Annotated in this window: 15 protein-coding genes and 1 riboswitch; of the genes, 1 reads left to right on the plus strand and 14 read right to left on the minus strand. The window is 36.3% G+C overall.

The annotated features are described in order from the left end of the window. Nucleotides 1-103: 103 nt before the first annotated feature. The 13 genes from HFD15_RS09580 to gltB all read right to left on the minus strand — a co-directional run bounded on the left by HFD15_RS09580 (nt 104) and on the right by gltB (nt 14,080). Nucleotides 104-724 carry an ECF transporter S component gene (locus HFD15_RS09580; RefSeq protein ID WP_003130203.1) on the minus strand — a complete coding sequence of 207 codons (621 nt, stop codon included), beginning with the start codon at nt 722-724 and terminating at the stop codon, nt 104-106. Between the two features lie 114 nt (nt 725-838). Then, a riboswitch (FMN riboswitch) is annotated at nt 839-975 on the minus strand. A 97-nt stretch (nt 976-1,072) separates the two neighbouring features. Then, nucleotides 1,073-1,792, minus strand: a complete 720-nt coding sequence (locus HFD15_RS09585) for a pseudouridine synthase (protein ID WP_003130202.1) — start codon at nt 1,790-1,792, stop codon at nt 1,073-1,075. Next, nucleotides 1,779-2,345 carry an SMC-Scp complex subunit ScpB gene (gene scpB, locus HFD15_RS09590; protein ID WP_003130201.1) on the minus strand — a complete coding sequence of 189 codons (567 nt, stop codon included), beginning with the start codon at nt 2,343-2,345 and terminating at the stop codon, nt 1,779-1,781. The genes HFD15_RS09585 and scpB overlap by 14 nt, the downstream gene beginning before the upstream one ends. Beyond that, nucleotides 2,338-3,066 (minus strand): segregation/condensation protein A, encoded by a 729-nt coding sequence (locus HFD15_RS09595; RefSeq protein ID WP_029343969.1) that lies wholly within the window; start codon nt 3,064-3,066, stop codon nt 2,338-2,340. The genes scpB and HFD15_RS09595 overlap by 8 nt, the downstream gene beginning before the upstream one ends. A gap of 29 nt (nt 3,067-3,095) precedes the next feature. Beyond that, the gene (gene xerD / locus HFD15_RS09600; protein WP_058208818.1) at nt 3,096-3,812 is read right to left on the minus strand and encodes a site-specific tyrosine recombinase XerD; all 717 of its coding nucleotides are present in this window, start codon (nt 3,810-3,812) and stop codon (nt 3,096-3,098) included. Beyond that, complete coding sequence (gene cbpB / locus HFD15_RS09605; RefSeq protein ID WP_010905865.1) at nt 3,790-4,251, minus strand: cyclic-di-AMP-binding protein CbpB; 462 nt, start codon at nt 4,249-4,251, stop codon at nt 3,790-3,792. The genes xerD and cbpB overlap by 23 nt, the downstream gene beginning before the upstream one ends. A gap of 30 nt (nt 4,252-4,281) precedes the next feature. Then, nucleotides 4,282-4,785: a metallophosphoesterase gene (locus tag HFD15_RS09610; RefSeq protein ID WP_058208819.1), complete on the minus strand. Its 504-nt coding sequence runs from the start codon at nt 4,783-4,785 to the stop codon at nt 4,282-4,284. A 53-nt stretch (nt 4,786-4,838) separates the two neighbouring features. After that, entirely contained in the window at nt 4,839-5,444 is a 606-nt protein-coding gene (locus HFD15_RS09615; RefSeq protein WP_003130194.1) for a nucleoside-triphosphate diphosphatase, read from the minus strand. Continuing rightward, the gene (gene racE / locus HFD15_RS09620; protein ID WP_003130192.1) at nt 5,445-6,260 is read right to left on the minus strand and encodes a glutamate racemase; all 816 of its coding nucleotides are present in this window, start codon (nt 6,258-6,260) and stop codon (nt 5,445-5,447) included. A gap of 154 nt (nt 6,261-6,414) precedes the next feature. Continuing rightward, nucleotides 6,415-6,654, minus strand: a complete 240-nt coding sequence (locus tag HFD15_RS09625) for a YneF family protein (protein ID WP_003130191.1) — start codon at nt 6,652-6,654, stop codon at nt 6,415-6,417. Between the two features lie 151 nt (nt 6,655-6,805). Continuing rightward, nucleotides 6,806-8,065 carry a diaminopimelate decarboxylase gene (locus tag HFD15_RS09630; protein WP_058208821.1) on the minus strand — a complete coding sequence of 420 codons (1,260 nt, stop codon included), beginning with the start codon at nt 8,063-8,065 and terminating at the stop codon, nt 6,806-6,808. A gap of 115 nt (nt 8,066-8,180) precedes the next feature. Further along, the gene (locus HFD15_RS09635) at nt 8,181-9,620 is read right to left on the minus strand and encodes a glutamate synthase subunit beta (protein WP_167593600.1); all 1,440 of its coding nucleotides are present in this window, start codon (nt 9,618-9,620) and stop codon (nt 8,181-8,183) included. Then, nucleotides 9,620-14,080 (minus strand): glutamate synthase large subunit, encoded by a 4,461-nt coding sequence (gene gltB, locus HFD15_RS09640; RefSeq protein WP_058208823.1) that lies wholly within the window; start codon nt 14,078-14,080, stop codon nt 9,620-9,622. The genes HFD15_RS09635 and gltB overlap by 1 nt, the downstream gene beginning before the upstream one ends. A 168-nt stretch (nt 14,081-14,248) precedes the next feature. Here gltB and HFD15_RS09645 point away from each other — a divergent pair, with 168 nt between their 5' ends. Beyond that, a complete protein-coding gene (locus tag HFD15_RS09645; protein WP_058208824.1) occupies nt 14,249-14,860 on the plus strand; it encodes a sugar O-acetyltransferase in 612 nt (203 codons plus the stop codon). Nucleotides 14,861-14,892: 32 nt separating this feature from the next. Here HFD15_RS09645 and HFD15_RS09650 read toward each other — a convergent pair whose 3' ends face one another. Next, on the minus strand, nt 14,893-15,915 hold the full coding sequence (locus HFD15_RS09650) for a branched-chain amino acid aminotransferase (RefSeq protein ID WP_023189202.1): 1,023 nt from the start codon (nt 15,913-15,915) through the stop codon (nt 14,893-14,895). Nucleotides 15,916-16,038: the final 123 nt, after the last annotated feature.

Raw genomic sequence — 16,038 nt, forward strand, 5'->3', positions numbered from 1 at the left:
CCATAAAGAAAGCGTTTAAAACAGACTATATGAATTGAGATTCCCACTTATTTACTATTTAAATAAAAAAAGAAACTTCAAATCAATGAAATTTCTTTTTTTATTAAGCATTATAAAATTTTACGACTTTGTTTTTCTTGAACACTGCAACAATCAATCCAAATACCAGAGCAAAGATGATGTACTGCAAAGCATTAAAAGGTAAAACTACTGTTAAAAGATAAGTTGGATTCAAAGTAACTGATAGAGAACCCATATTAAAAAGATGAGTTGCTCCAACAAAAATCTTATCAACATCGAAGCCAGCAGCTAAACGATAGAGAGGGAGTGCGTAGAAAACATTCAATACCATCATCACAAGAACTGATGCGATGGCTGCTAAAACCACACCAACTGTATAGTTTTTGATTGAGAATTTTTTCTTTGTAAAGAACCAAACAATTGCCATGAAGATTCCCAAAGCAATGAAGTTCATCGGCACACCAATCCAAGTTGATGGCCCTTGATTAAATAGGAGATACCATAAGATAGAGCGAATAAAGAGGATTATAAATCCATCACCCAATCCCAAAGTAAAGACTCCAATAAGTACTGGAATGATTGAGAGTTCAACTTTCATAAAATCAATTCCAGGCAATAGCGGAAACTGCAAAATCGGCAATAATAAGATTGTTGATAATGCAGCAAGCATGGCAATTAACACCATCCGACGTGTTTTAGACATAAAAAAACCTCCAAATATGAGAAAATAATTCTTCAAATTTCGAGGAAGTTGATAGACATTTTTGGTTTGGCTAAAAACAGTAATCCAACCGAAGTTGATTACACTACAAAAATTGTTCATCTTCTTCCATCCAGACTTTACTGTCGCTAGCAGATTCTCACTGCTTCAATCGCCGTAGCGAATCGCGGAGTCATAAGGTCAAAGCCCTATTTACCGCCGGTCCCGAATTACACGGTGCCCTGAAGATATTTTTATTATAGCACAAAAATAGTTTGCTTATCAAGAATAAGATTTGCTTAAGAAATAAAAAAACAACTCTTTACCAGAATTGTCTTTTATAATAATCACTTAATTTCCTTGGGCTGCATTAATCAATTGAGAAACTTCTTTTTTACTCAAACGACGAAATTGTCCTGTTGGAAGTCCATCCAATGTAAGAGTTCCATATTGAATACGACTCAATTTTTGTACTGGAAGTCCTGCAGCCGCAAACATTTTTTTAACTTGATGATTTTGTCCTTCATGGATAGTTAAACTAACAATCGAATGATTTTTTGTTTTCTCTTGTTTGATAATCTCATAACGGGCGGGACTAACTTTTTTACCTTCAATAGTCATACCTAAAGTTAAAGGACGCAAGTTTTCTTTGTTCGCTTGGCCTTCTACCTTAGCAACATAGACCTTATCAACGCCATGACGTGGGTGAGTCATCATATTCGTAAACTCACCGTCGTTTGTAAGCAAAAGCAAACCGCTTGTGTCCCAGTCCAAACGTCCCACAGGGTAAATCCGTTCTTTAACTTGAGGCATTAAATCCATTACCGTTTGACGTCCTTTGTCATCGCTAACTGAAGAAATATAGCCTCTTGGTTTATTTAGAAGATAATAAACGGGTTCTTCGTTATAAACTGCTACTCCATTAACTTCAACGATATCTCCAGTTGAAACTTGATAACCCAAGTTTGTCATTGGAACATTATTTACCGTTACTTTTCCCGCTAAAATTAGTTCTTCTGCTTTACGTCTGCTTGCCACACCTGCATGGGCCAAATATTTATTGATTCTCATTTTCTTCACTTTCGTTAAATAAGGTTTGTTCTTCTGCGATAAATCTTGACTCATCTATTTCAGGTAATTCATCTAAATGATTAATCCCAATATAGTCTAAGAAAAAATCAGTTGTTGCATAAAGACTTGGACGTCCTGGTGCTTCAACTTGCCCGACCTTTTCAACCAAATCAAAAGCACGAAGTGTTGAGAGAACACCTGAGGAATTCACTCCGCGGAGCTGATCGATTTCGAGTCGAGTTAAAGGTTGCTTATAAGCAATAATTGATAAAACTTCAAGAGCTGATTTTGACAAAGATTGATTAAGAGGAGTTTTGGCATAGTTTTTAAGAATTTCTGCAAACTCTTCTTTTGTAGCCATACGATATTTACCTGCAGTTTCAATAATCGTCAAAGCAGATTCTTCATCAGAATGATATTTTTCTTTTAAGTAATCAATTTGTTGCTGACAAGCTTGTTTAGACATTTCTGTCAATGCTGACAATTCTGCCAAAGTTAAACCAGCTTCGCCAGATACAAAAAGTAAGAGTTCACAACTTGCTGTCTTATTCACTAGTTTCTTTTCTTTCTAAAATAATTTCTCCAAAAAGCTCTCCTTGAGAAAAAGAAATCTGTTGATTTTTGATTAATTCTAAAAGAGCCATAAAAGTGGTGACGAGTTCATCTTTATTAGTAGAGTTAGAAAACAAATCTGAAAATTTACATATTTTTTGTTCTGTAAATCTAGTACTTAACTCTAAAATCTTATCAGCGATTGTAAATTTCTCAGCTGCTATTTTTGTGTTCTCGTCTTGAAAATGTTGTCTTTGCAACTCAAGAATCTTAGTAAAAGCTAGAAATAAATCTAAAGCAGATTTATCCTGCAAAAGTACAGTTTCATCAGTGATAATTTCTGTCTTAGCTTTTGAATAAAAATGACTACGTTCCTGATGAAGTTCATCTAAATCTTGTGACAACATTTTATATTTCCGATATTCATCAATTTGAGCCAATAAATCATACTCAAGTTGTTCTGTATCTTCAATAAAAGTTTCGGTAACTGTCGGTAAAAGTCTTCTTGATTTAATTAACATCAGTTGACTTGCCATTAACATGTACTCTCCAGCTACTTCCAATTCAAGTTCTTTCATGGTTTGAATATAGATAAGATATTGCTCAATAACTGGTACCAATGGAACTTCAAAAATATCCATTTCATACTGACTTACCAAATGCAATAAAAGGTCGAGAGGACCCTCGAAGTTTTTAATTTTTATATTGATTTCTTTAATCATAGTTTACATAATAAAAATAGTGTAAATTCCTATCTATAATATTTTTCAAGCGTTGTAATAGTTGTTAAACCAAGTAGAGTTGCCAGTTCATAAATTGACTTCCCTGCTTTAACCTGATGCAAGATATACTGTTCTCTAATTTCTTTGGAAGAATAGTTCGTAAATTTTTTCAATTCAGTATAAAGAAATTGACGAGATTTTGCGAATAATTCATCAGCATTATTAATGGCTTTAACTCTTATGGCAAATTTTTCTCTAATTGGTAAAACTCGTTTTATTCCGGCTTTTTCAATCGTGAGATATTTAAAGTTCCAATTAAAATTTTCCCATTTCAATTTTTGTATCTCAGCAAAATTTAAACCAAATTCTAAAATTAATAAGGCTAAAAATTGTCCTGGACAGGTCAAAGGACCATAGAACTCAGGAAATTCCTTAATCATTGGATGATAACTTTGAGCAGTCTGTGATTTTTTTTGAACGACTTGTTTAATTTTAAAGTACTGGTCAACTTTTTGTCTTTGATACAGGAAAAGCAAATATTGATTTGCACTCGAAATCTTCCTTCGCTGTGCTGCTGGCGAAAGATTACTAATTTTAATTTTGTAAAGTTCTAAGTTTTCTGTTGTGAGTGACTTATCTTCAAAGAAAGCCTGCAAAGAAACTAAATCATAATGGTAATTTGAACGAGTATTCTCTGAAAAATTTCTGCTTGCTAAATACTCGTCAATCTCGTTTGGTAATTTCATAATATTTTGTAAAGTCGTGAGCAAAGGCACTAAAGGCCTTTAATATTTCTTGCCTAACAACAATCCCCATAAATTCCTGTCTTTTGACTACTGGGAGAAATGGCTCCTTAATTAATTTGTGCATCATCTCTTCCAAGGTTACTGATGGTCCAACTGTTTGAACATCTTTATTAACTATTTCCGAAATTGATGTATTATGTAATTTTTCAAAAAAGAAATTCTGTTCCATTTCAAATTCAACGATTTCTGTTAAACCCAAAACACCAACGTATTCTTTTTTTTCATTTAAAACTGGAACTCGTGAATACTTATACTGACTAAGCATCAGTTTGGCATGAGCAATATTATGCTCAGCATAAAGTACAGCAACATTTGAGGCAGGAATCATAAAGGTTTCACTTTGATTCAAGATAAAATCCTCAATCTTTTTATCAATCATGCAAATTACTCCTTAAAGAGCTTTGTAGACTTAGAGTCTGAACTGTAGTTCTGGGATAGGTTCATGTTGCAGATTTCGATATGAAACTTTGAACTCTTCTCCTTCAATCTCAATTATAGCATACATTTTGATATCATACTTCCCTCTAGGTTGTGCAACTGATCCTGGATTTACATAAAGTATATTATTAATTTTTTGTGCTACTGGTTGATGGATATGTCCAAAAAGCGCGATATCTGCGTTCTTTTCCTCAGCAAAATAAGAATAACGGTCTAATCCTAAACCAACATAAAAAAGATGACCATGTGTAATTAATACCTTTTTTCCTTCAACTTCTGGAGTAAGAAAATCATGATATCCACTATCATAATCACAGTTCCCAGCAACAACAGTTATTCCTTGCCAAATTTCATCAGAACTAGGAAGTTCAGAATCTCCGCAATGAAAGATAGCAGTTGCTTCATTCAAATATTTTGATTTTATGGATTCAACCACATCGCGGTCATAATGTGAATCAGACATTACTACAAACATAAGCGCCCCTCTTTTACATAATTATAATTATATTTATGTTAATTTATTTAAACTTATTTGTCAAGCCACTCAGGAAGTTCAGCCATTAATTTTCTCAAGGCTTGTCCACGATGAGAGACTTGATTTTTTTCTTTTTCTGATAATTCTGCGGCTGTTCTAAAGGCATCAACCATGAAAATAGGATCATAGCCAAAACCATTTTCTCCTTTAGGAGCGAGAGCAATATAGCCATCCCAATCTGCTTCTACAACTAAACTCTCACGGCCTGGTTTTGCCGCCACAAGCGTAGTATGAAAATGTGCGCTTCTACGTTCTGGAGTAATTGCCGTTGGAGCCAGTTCATGCAAAAGTTTTGCGATATTTTTCTCATCAGTAGGATCTGGAGCTGAGAAACGATGCGACCAAATGCCAGGCAAACCACCAAGGACATCAACACAAAGTCCTGAATCATCGCCAATAACTACTTGCCCAGTAATTTCAGCGATTTGTTCTGCTTTTAAACGAGCATTTTCTTCAAAAGTAGTTCCAGTTTCTTCAATTTCAGGAAGTTCTGGATAATCTGTTAAATCTTTGATTTCATAACCGAAATCAGCAAATAATTTCTTAAATTCTTTTGTTTTTCCTGAATTTCTTGTTGCGATTATAAGTGTTTTTTCCATTTATTTTTCCTTATTGAAATTCTCTATTTCAGTATGTTCAATCTGAAGTTGTCCGATGTTTAACCATTTTTCTGCAATTTCTCGAAATGAATTAACGCCCGCAGTAGTATAGAAACGATGCTCTAATGGTTGACGTTCTTGTCCATTTATTGAAAAATAGTTGAGCAGAACAGAGATATCTCGTACAGCTTCTGCTCCAGAATCAATCAAACGCACCTCTTTTCCCATTGTTTCTTGGATTAAGGAACGTAAGAGAGGATAGTGAGTACATCCGAGAATTAAGGTATCTACTTTTCCAATTAGTGGAACAAGACTTTCTGATACAACTTTTCTAGCAATTTCAGATTCCATTTCATTTGATTCCACGATTGAAACAAATTTTGGACATGCTAGGCTATATACTTCTACTGCTGATGATTTACGAGCAATTGTTTTATGATATTCATCTGAACGAATCGAAGCTTGAGTGGCAATTACACCAATTTTGTTTGTTTTTGTTTTTTGAATCGCTGAGCTTGCTCCGGGTAGGATGACACCAATCACCGGTATATCTAGTTTTTCTTTTACAATTTCTAAGGCCATCGCTGTTGCTGTATTACAGGCCATTACAATCATTTTCACATCTTTTGATAGTAAAAAATTAACCATGTCCCAAGTGAACGCTATGATCTGTTCACGACTACGCGGACCATAAGGAGCTCTTCTTGTATCTCCTATGTAGACAATTTCTTCATTTGGGAGTTGTCTAAGGAGTTCGCGAGCAACAGTCAGTCCACCAACACCAGAATCTAAGAGGCCGATTGGTCGATTGTCCATTTTTCTTCACCTTTTTAAATATCTAATTCAAATTCTTTCTTATCCAAAATCTGTATTTTTTAATATAATGGATACTTTATTTATGATGATAAAAGCAAACGCTGAGAGAGTTTAGAACTTGTGTTCTACTGCTTCGCTCAGCGTATATAATAGCTTATTTTTTGTTTGTGTCTGATTGCTTTGCAGCAGCACGAATTTGGCGAAGAACTTGTTGGACTTGAACTTCACTTGGTTTACGTCCCATAGATCCCATCATAAGACGAACAGCATCTTCATTAAGGGGTGGGTTATCCATAAGTAATTTTTTTGTTTGGCGTTGTGAGAACCATGTTCCCAAGAAAAAACCTGCCAAAAGGCATACAACCATAAGCAAAATTGCTAAGATTAAATTCATTTTGAATCTCCTAATTTTGGCGAAACGCTTTCGCCATTGATGACATCTTATTATATCAAATTTTAGTCCTTTTGTCAGCACTTTATATTACTGATAGAAAGGATAAATGAGGCAAAAGTTACTGACGGAGCTGTCAGTAACTTTTTATTTCTCAAATTGTAAAATCAAAACCATCTAATGTTGCAAAATAATCAGCTGGCTTCTCTGCTCGACGAATTAAACGAGTCTTTCCATCTTCTTGAAGCATAACTTCGGAACTTCTTAATTTAGCATTATACTGATAACCCATTGAGAATCCATGCGCACCAGTATCATGAATCACTAATAAATCTCCTATTTCTATTTTAGGAAAGGCTCTTTCTTTTGCAAATTTATCATTATTCTCACATAAAGAACCTGTAATATCATAAATTTCAGTCGCTTCATCATTTTCTTTTCCAGCAACTGTGATGTGGTGATAAGCATCATAAAAGGCTGGACGCATCAAGTTAACTGCTGATGCATCAACGCCAACATATTTTCGATAAGTTTCTTTAAGATGCAAAACTTTTGTAATCAAATGACCGTGTGGAGCAAGCATAAAACGTCCCAATTCGGTATAAATTTTTAGATTTTCTATTCCGTTAGCGCTCAAAACTTCATCATAAGCTTCATGAACACCTTGTCCGATTTTTGCAATATCATTTGCCTCCTCATCAGGACGATAGTTCACACCAATTCCGCCTGATAAGTTAATGAAATCAAGGGTAATTCCAGTTTCTTCTCTAATTTCTAAAGCAAGCTTAAAGAGCTTGCTGGCAAGTTCTGGGTAATAATCATTTGTCACTGTATTTGAAGCCAAAAAACTATGCATTCCAAATTTTTTCACGCCTAATTTTTGCAAATCTTTAATTCCTTGGATGAGTTGGGCTTTTGTCATTCCGAATTTAGATTCTTCTGGATTATCCATAATTTTTGTTCCCATAGCAAAAACTCCACCGGGATTGTATCTCAAACTCATTGTTTCCGGAAAAATAAAATCTGTCAGATTTTTCAAAAATTCAATATCTTCATAGGCATCAAGATTGATAGTCGCACCCAATTGATTAGCAAATTGAAATTCTTCAGCTGGAGTATCGTTTGATGAAAACATCATCTCAGAGCCGTCAAACCCACATTTTTCGGAAAGTAACAATTCGACATAAGAGGCGCAATCAACTCCACACCCCTCTTCATGAAGAATTTTTAAAATAGCTGGTGTGGGTGTCGCTTTCACAGCAAAAAATTCTTTAAATCCTTTATTCCAAGCAAAGGCTTTGTGAAGGTCACGCGCTTTTTGACGAATTCCTTTTTCATCATAAAGATGAAATGGTGTTGGAAATTCCTTTGTGATTTGTTCTAATTGTTCTTTTGTTACAAATGGTGTCTTCATCTCTCACCTCATTTTTAGATTATTTATAAGTATAGCATATCATCAAAAGCTTGGACACAAAAAAGTTCCTGCCATTTTTACTGACAGAAACTTTTTTTACTGACAGAATGATAAATTATGCTGTAGCGACTTTTATTAATTGTTCATCAACAATTTCGGCTGTTTTTCTTCCTTCACGGATTGCCCAAATAACCAAAGATGGACCTCGTCTGGCATCGCCTGCAACTAGAACTTTGTCATTATTTGTTCGATAGTCATCATAAATTTCTTGAACACCAAATTTATCCAGTAATCCTGTGTCAGTCCCAATAAATCCCATAGCAAGTAAGACTAAATCCGCTTCAATTACTTGTTCTGTCCCTTCTACTGCCTTGAAGTCAGGTCCAACTTTGGCTACTTTTAAACCCGTAAGTTGACCTTCAGCATTTGTTTGAAAAGCTGTTGCAGTCATTTGATAGGTTGTCAAATCAGTGTTTCCCACAAATTCTGCTTCTTTTTGCCCATAACCTGCTCTCAAGGTCATTGGCCACTCAGGCCAAGGGTTGTTATCTAAACGATCAGTGGGTAAACTTGGTGTGATTTCTAATTGAGAAACCGAAGCTGCTCCTAAACGAACTGCCGTTCCGATACAATCGTTCCCTGTATCTCCGCCACCAATGACTACTACTTTTTTTCCTTTTAATGATTGACTAATATTATCTTCGCCCTCTTCAAGGACAGTTTTAGTCGTTTCAGTCAGAAAATCAATGGCAAATCGAATTCCAATTGCTTCACGACCTGAAATATTTAAATCACGTGGAATTCCTGCACCAATCGCCAAAATAATTCTATCAAAATTTACTGACAGGTCTTCGTAACTGATTGTCTTTCCAATCTCAGTATTCGTGACAAATGTCACACCAAGTTCTGTCATTAAATCAATCCGTTTTTGAACGACTTTTTTATCCAATTTCATATTTGGAATGCCGTACATCAATAAGCCGCCCAAACGATCTGATTTTTCAAAAACAGTAACGCTATGTCCCAATTGATTAAGACGCCAAGCAGCTGACAGACCGGCAGGTCCAGACCCAATAATCGCTATTTTATAACCTGTCGGCTCCGCCGCTTTGCCAATTTCAGCCACCCAACCTTCATCATTTCCTAAATCACCTAAGAAACGTTCATTATCTTTAATGGTTACTCCTGCACCGTTTAAGGCCTCGGCACAAGATTTTTCACAAGGAGCAGGACAGACTCTGCCAGTAAATTCTGGAAAAGGATTGGTTAAAATCAAACGTTCATAGGCTTTTCTTTGTAGTCCTCGATAAATCAAATCATTCCACTCTGGAATATGATTATCATTTGGACAACCTGAGACAGCCCGTTTGCCCCCATAAAATATCCCTTGATGGCAAAAAGGAACATCACAATGCATACAACGTGCCGCTTGTTTTTGTCGTTCTTCAGTAGATAAGGGAACTTGCAGTTCAGCAAAATCCTTTATCCGCTCCGCTAATTCACGGTAAGGATTATCATTTCTTGGATAATTTAAAAATCCATTTGGATCAGCCATTAGCTCACCTCCGTTACTTTTTTAAAGGTTGTCATCGTAAGTGCTTCGCCTGACAAGCCTGTTTTAGCCAAATCTTCTTCAACATTTTTAATATGATGATATTCTCTTGGATAAACTTTGACAAATTTTTCGCGTTCTGTTTGCCAATGTTCTAAAATAAATTTTGCTTTTGCTGAATCAGTATAATTCAAATGTTTCTTCAATAATTCTTCTAAAACTTCATCACCTGAAGTTTCATCTAAAGCATAAAGATCTACCATTTCCCGATTCACTTTATTTTCAAAATTGCCAGCGACATCATAAACATAAGCGATACCACCAGACATCCCAGCCGCAAAATTACGACCTGTTGTACCAAGAACAACAGCGATACCACCAGTCATGTATTCACAACCATGGTCACCCGTTCCTTCCACAACAAAATGCGCTCCTGAATTTCGGACACCACAGCGCTCACCTGCACGACCTCGGAAATAAGCTTCGCCACCGATAGCCCCAAAGAGCGAAACATTCCCAACAATAGAAGTATTTTCAATATCATAAGCGGCATCTAGAGGTGGTTTTACAATCAAACGCCCACCTGACAATGATTTTCCAATATAATCATTGGCTTCGCCAATCAGAGTAACCTCCATACCAGCGGTTGCGTAAGAGCCAAAGGACTGGCCAGCAACCCCTTCATATTCATAGCAAACAGAAGCATCTTTTAGACCAAAATTACCATAACGTTCAGCAATCCAACCTGCCATCCGCGCAGTCGTTGTTCGATTAATATTTTTAATCGTGCCATGAACCGTTGCTTGAGAACCATTATTAAGTGTAGCCTCCGTAAATTGGTCTAACTCTTTCCAAGCACGAGGATTAGCAAAAGGATCACTATGTCTTGTTGCAATCGGTAAGGCATGACCAAGCATACGGCTAAAGTCCAAACCTCGCATTTTAGCTGGTAAATCTTCTTTAGCTTGCAAGAGCTCGGCATGACCTACCAATTCATTGATTGTTCTAAAACCAAGTTCGGCTAAAAGTTCACGAACTTCCTCAGCCATAAATTCCATTAAACGTACAATGTGCTCTGGTTTTCCAGCAAAATTTGCTCTTAATCTAGGATTTTGTGTGGCAATACCTACGGGACAAGTATTTAAATGACAATTTCTTGTCATGATACATCCAATCGCAACCAAAGCTAAACTACCAAATGAATATTCTTCAGCACCTAGCATTGCAGCAATCGCAATATCTCGACCTGTGACTACTTTACCATCAGTTTCCAAAATCATTCGATCACGTAAATTGTTCAAACTAAGCGTTTGATGTGCTTCTGCCAGTCCCATTTCCCAAGGGAGACCTGCATCTCTTGTTGAGTTTCTAGGACTTGCTCCAGTTCCACCATCATAACCAGAAATAACAACTTTATCAGCTCCTGCCTTAACACATCCTGTAGCAATTGTTCCAACACCAGTCGATGAAACCAACTTAACGTTGATTTTTGCATAAGGATTAATTTTTTTCAAGTCAAAAATAAGTTGCGACAAATCTTCAATGGAATAAATATCATGATGAGGCGGTGGTGAAATTAAACTTACCCCTGGAGTTGAGTTTCGAACTTCTGCCACCCAAGGAAAAGCTTTTTTACCTGGCAATTGCCCACCTTCACCTGGCTTAGCACCTTGCGAAATTTTAATTTGAATCTCTTCGGCAGACATTAAATAAGCAGCTGACACACCAAATCGTCCAGAGGCGACTTGTTTAATTTTAGAATTATTGATTGTGCCATAACGTTTTGCATTTTCACCACCTTCACCCGAATTGGATTTTGCACCAATAGAGTTCATGGCTTGAGCAATACATTCGTGAGCTTCTTGTGATAATGAGCCAAATGACATGGCCCCAATTTTGAAACGTTTAACAATTTCACGAGCTGGTTCTACTTCGCTCATCTGAATGGACTTTCGATCAGATTTGATTTTCCAAGTGTGACGTAAGCTTGTCGGCGTTTTTAGAGCACTATCATTTAGATACTGACTATATTTTTTATATTTTTCAAAATCATTTTGACGGACAGCATTTTGAATTTGGTAAATCATTTGTGGGTCATAGATATGATGTTCTCCTTCATCCGCCCGGTATTGGAAAGAACCGCCTGTTTCCAATAAATCCTGTGCCCGATGTCCATAAGCTTTCTCATATCGCAAACGATATTCGTCCTCGATTTGGGCAAGAGAAAGTCCACCAATTCTTGTACTCGTACCTGTGAAGTACTTGTCAACGACTTCTTTAGATAAACCAATTGCTTCAAAAAGTTGAGCCCCTTTATAACCAACAATTGTTGAAATTCCCATGCGGCTCATGACCTTAACAATACCTTTTTCTGCCGCATGACGGAAATTTTCAAGTTGTTCAGGTGCTCCCATACCCCAGTCTGAAAGGGTTGCATATGCACCATAAGGATGGATTCCTGAAACCCCATAGCCTACAAGCGCTGCAAATTGATGAACTTCGCAGACCTCAGCTGTATCTACAATAATTGCAAATTTAGACGCATTATGACGTCCTAACATATAATGATAAAGTCCTGACAAAGCAAGTAAAATAGGCATCGGCACTTTATTTTCAGCAAAGTCACGGTCAGAAAGCACGATAATAGTTGTTCCTTGATTAATCAAACTTTCTGCCTTATAAAAGAGTTTGTTCAATGCATTTTCTAAAAGGTCATCCTTATCATAAAGGGTGGAAATAATTTCTGTATGATAATGTTCTTCCTTCAATGCTAAGATTTTTTCAAAGTCAGCCGTTGAAAGGACTGGACTGTCTAATTTTAACTTACGGACATTTTCACCTGTGATTTTTGCTGGATTCCCATCTTCTCCCAAATAGGTTTCTGTTCCAATGACAATTTGTTCCCTAATCGCATCAATTGGCGGATTGGTCACTTGAGCAAATTGTTGTTTGAAGAAATTATAAAGTGATTGAGATTGATCAGATAAAACTGCCAAAGGAGCATCAAAGCCCATTGAAATTGTAGGTTCATTGGCTGATTCCGCCATTGGTAAAAGCACTGTCCGAATGACTTCGTCAGTATAACCAAATAATTTCCATAAGGTATTCATTTTTGCTGACGGAATTGGATTTGTTTTTTCACTTTCTGTCAGTGCTGACAGTTTTTTCAAACCTGCTGACAGAAATTCTTGGTAGGGATATTTATTAGCATAATAACTCTTAACTTCTTCATTACGAATAATTTTTCCTTCGTCAGTATTTACTAACAACATGTTACCAGGTCCAAGAACTGATTTTTCAATGATTTCATCGGCTGGGATATCAACCACACCAGATTCGCTTGACAGAATGATAAAATTATCCTTTGTCACAAGATAACGACTTGGTCTTAAACCATTCCGATCAAGTCTTGCCCCAACGGTTTTTCCGTCAGTAAATACTAAAGCTGCCGGTCCATCCCAAGGCGCAATATGAGCAGTTGAATATTCGTAAAAAGCTTTTAATTCTGGACTTAAGCCAGTTTGTTCTCCCCAAGCCTCAGGAATCATGGTCAGTAAACTTTCTGGAAGTTCTCGACCATTTCGATAGAAATACTCCATACAATTTTCTAATTTGGCTGAATCAGAATTTTCTTCATTGTACATTTCAATATCGTTGACTTTCATCCAGTTTTCAGCTCCGCGAAGCGTGTTAATTTCGCCATTATGTGCTAGAAAACGAAAAGGTTGAGCCCGATTCCAAGAGGGAAAAGTATTGGTAGAAAAACGGCTATGTGTTAGTGCAATATGACTTTTGAAATCTTCATCAGACAAATCAGGATAAAAGAGTTTTACTTGATACGCGTGAAGCATTCCCTTATAAACAACCGTCTGACTAGATAATGAACAAATATATAATTCCTCTTCGTCAAAACGTTTTTCAAGATTTCGTCTGATAATAAATAAATCATTTTCAAAATTAGAAATTTCGATGACAGCTTTTTCAGATGATTTTTTCTCAATAAAAACTTGAACAAAAGACGGCATAATTCCTTGAGCCGTTGCTCCACATGCTTCAAAATTAAAAGGAACTGTGCGCGTGAATAAGACTTCATATCCTTGAGCCTTAACAGCTGCCTTAATTGCTTCTAATTCTTGATGTTTTTTATTTTCCTTACGTGATAAGAAAAATTGCCCTACGGCATAATCACCAAGTTTTGGTAGTTCTACATCATGTTCTTTTGCAATTTTACGAAAGAATTCGTCAGGCAAAGCAAGTAAAATACCTGCCCCATCTCCGGTTTCTGGTTCAGCACCCGTTCCACCACGATGATTCATCCTTGTTAACATGGTCAGGGCTCTCTCAACTAAAAGGTGACTAGCTTTCCCGTCAATTTGGGCAATGAAGCCCATTCCACAAGCATCCGATTCAAAATCAGGCTGCCAAAGTGTCGTTTTCATGGCTTGTTTAGCTTTTTTATTCATAACACAACCTCTTTTATTTTACAATTTGGTTCTTTTATTCTACTAAAATTTCGATGAAATATCAATATATTCTGACAATTATATATAAATGTAATTTTTAGTAGCTTTATCAAAAATATAAAAACCCTTACAATTGACTAAAAGAGACTAAAATTGTAAGATAAAAGAATGAATAAGAAACAATTAAAGACACTAATTAATTCAGGAAAAACATACGATGACGCCGATTTAGACTTGTCTGAATATCGTAACCATGCCCTTTTTGAAATCCGCCGTTATAATCAAAAAATTAATAACAATGAGGGTTATCATCCAGAAATCTTAGAGAATCTTTTTGAACATTTAGGTAAAAATCCTTATATTGAATCTAATTTTCGCTGTGAATTTGGCTTCAATATAAGAATTGGCGATAATGTCCTCATTAATCATGATATGATTATTTTAGACTGTAATCAGGTCACGATTGGCAATAATGTTTACTTTGGCCCCCGCTGTGGTTTATTTGCTGCCAATCATTCGGAAGATCCAAGTTTAAGAACTGCTGGTGGGGTCTATTCAAAGCCAATTACGGTTGGGAACCAAGTCTGGTTGGGGGCAAATGTCAGCCTTCTTCCTGGTGTAAGCATTGGTGACAATAGTATTATTGGTGCAGGAAGCGTCGTTACCAAAGATATTCCAGAAAATGTGATTGCTGCTGGTAATCCTTGCCAAGTGATTCGTCCAATTCGAACAGAGGATCAAGAATGGATTAAAAAAGATAAATTATTTATTTCAAAATAAAAAAGCTAAAGAGTATTCTTTAGCTTTTTAAATTAATCAACTTTAACAATCCAGCCTTCTGGTGCTTCAACATCACCAAACTGAATGCCAACCAATTCATCATATAAACGTTTAACCGTTGGTCCTACTTCTGTTTCTGAATGGAAAATATAAGAATCTTCTCCATCGTCAATACGACCAATTGGAGAGATAATTGCCGCTGTTCCACAAGCTCCTGCTTCAACAAATTTACCTAAATCTTTAGCATAAACTTCACCCTCAATCGCTTTGAGTCCCAAACGATGTTCAGCTAAATAAAGAAGAGAATATTTAGTAATTGAGGGTAAGATAGATGGGCTCAATGGCGTGATAAATTCATTATCAGCTGTAATTCCAAAGAAATTTGCTGCCCCGACTTCTTCAATTTTAGTATGTGTGCTTGGGTCAAGATAAATTGCATCTGCATAGCCTGAAGCTTTGGCACCAACTTCTGCTTGTAAAGAAGCTGCATAATTTCCTCCAACTTTGGCACCACCTGTACCAAGTGGAGCTGCCCTATCATAATCTCTTGAAATTACAAATTTTGAAGGAGCCAATCCGCCTTTAAAATAAGAACCAACCGGCATAGCAAAAACAGTGAAAATATATTCATCAGCAGGTTTCACCCCAATAACGTCACCAACCCCAATCAAAAGTGGACGGAGATAGAGCGTTGCACCCGTTCCGTAAGGAGGCACAAAATCTTCGTTGGCTTTCACCACTTGTTTAACTGCATCAATAAACATTTCAGTTGGAACTTCTGCCATGCAAAGTCGACGCGCCGTATTTTGCAAACGAGCAGCATTTTGGTCAGGACGGAAAAGTTGGATTGAACCATCCTTTGTTCGATAGGCTTTTAATCCTTCAAAACCTTGTTGACCATAATGCAAAGCAGGTGATGATTCACTAATATGAAGTTGATTATCTCCTGTTAGTTCTCCAGCACTCCATTTTCCATCTTTAAAACGAGCGATAAAACGAAAAGGTAAGTTCCGATAGCTGAATCCTAAATTTTCCCAGTCTAAATTAATTGCCATAACATCCTCCAAATTTTTTTGTTATAATAGATTATATTATTTTCTGTAACATAAAACAAGAAAATATTCATGAAATTCAGTAAAAGTTCAAACAATTTTTTCAAATATAGTCAATTTCTCTAT

It is taken from the genome of Lactococcus sp. EKM203L, assembly GCF_011800585.1.
Taxonomy (GTDB): Bacteria; Bacillota; Bacilli; order Lactobacillales; family Streptococcaceae; genus Lactococcus; species Lactococcus lactis.

Bases quoted from the DNA above. Each gene is read 5' to 3' on its own strand.
- HFD15_RS09625 (WP_003130191.1), bottom strand. From the start codon at position 6,654: ATGAATTTAATCTTAGCAATTTTGCTTATGGTTGTATGCCTTTTGGCA.
- HFD15_RS09650 (WP_023189202.1), bottom strand. From the start codon at position 15,915: ATGGCAATTAATTTAGACTGGGAAAATTTAGGATTCAGCTATCGGAAC.
- gltB (WP_058208823.1), bottom strand. From the start codon at position 14,080: ATGAATAAAAAAGCTAAACAAGCCATGAAAACGACACTTTGGCAGCCT.
- HFD15_RS09645 (WP_058208824.1), top strand. From the start codon at position 14,249: ATGAATAAGAAACAATTAAAGACACTAATTAATTCAGGAAAAACATAC.
- HFD15_RS09585 (WP_003130202.1), bottom strand. From the start codon at position 1,792: ATGAGAATCAATAAATATTTGGCCCATGCAGGTGTGGCAAGCAGACGT.
- HFD15_RS09635 (WP_167593600.1), bottom strand. From the start codon at position 9,620: ATGGCTGATCCAAATGGATTTTTAAATTATCCAAGAAATGATAATCCT.
- HFD15_RS09580 (WP_003130203.1), bottom strand. From the start codon at position 724: ATGTCTAAAACACGTCGGATGGTGTTAATTGCCATGCTTGCTGCATTA.
- cbpB (WP_010905865.1), bottom strand. From the start codon at position 4,251: ATGATTGATAAAAAGATTGAGGATTTTATCTTGAATCAAAGTGAAACC.
- HFD15_RS09615 (WP_003130194.1), bottom strand. From the start codon at position 5,444: ATGGAAAAAACACTTATAATCGCAACAAGAAATTCAGGAAAAACAAAA.
- xerD (WP_058208818.1), bottom strand. From the start codon at position 3,812: ATGAAATTACCAAACGAGATTGACGAGTATTTAGCAAGCAGAAATTTT.
- HFD15_RS09630 (WP_058208821.1), bottom strand. From the start codon at position 8,065: ATGAAGACACCATTTGTAACAAAAGAACAATTAGAACAAATCACAAAG.
- HFD15_RS09610 (WP_058208819.1), bottom strand. From the start codon at position 4,785: ATGTTTGTAGTAATGTCTGATTCACATTATGACCGCGATGTGGTTGAA.
- HFD15_RS09595 (WP_029343969.1), bottom strand. From the start codon at position 3,066: ATGATTAAAGAAATCAATATAAAAATTAAAAACTTCGAGGGTCCTCTC.
- racE (WP_003130192.1), bottom strand. From the start codon at position 6,260: ATGGACAATCGACCAATCGGCCTCTTAGATTCTGGTGTTGGTGGACTG.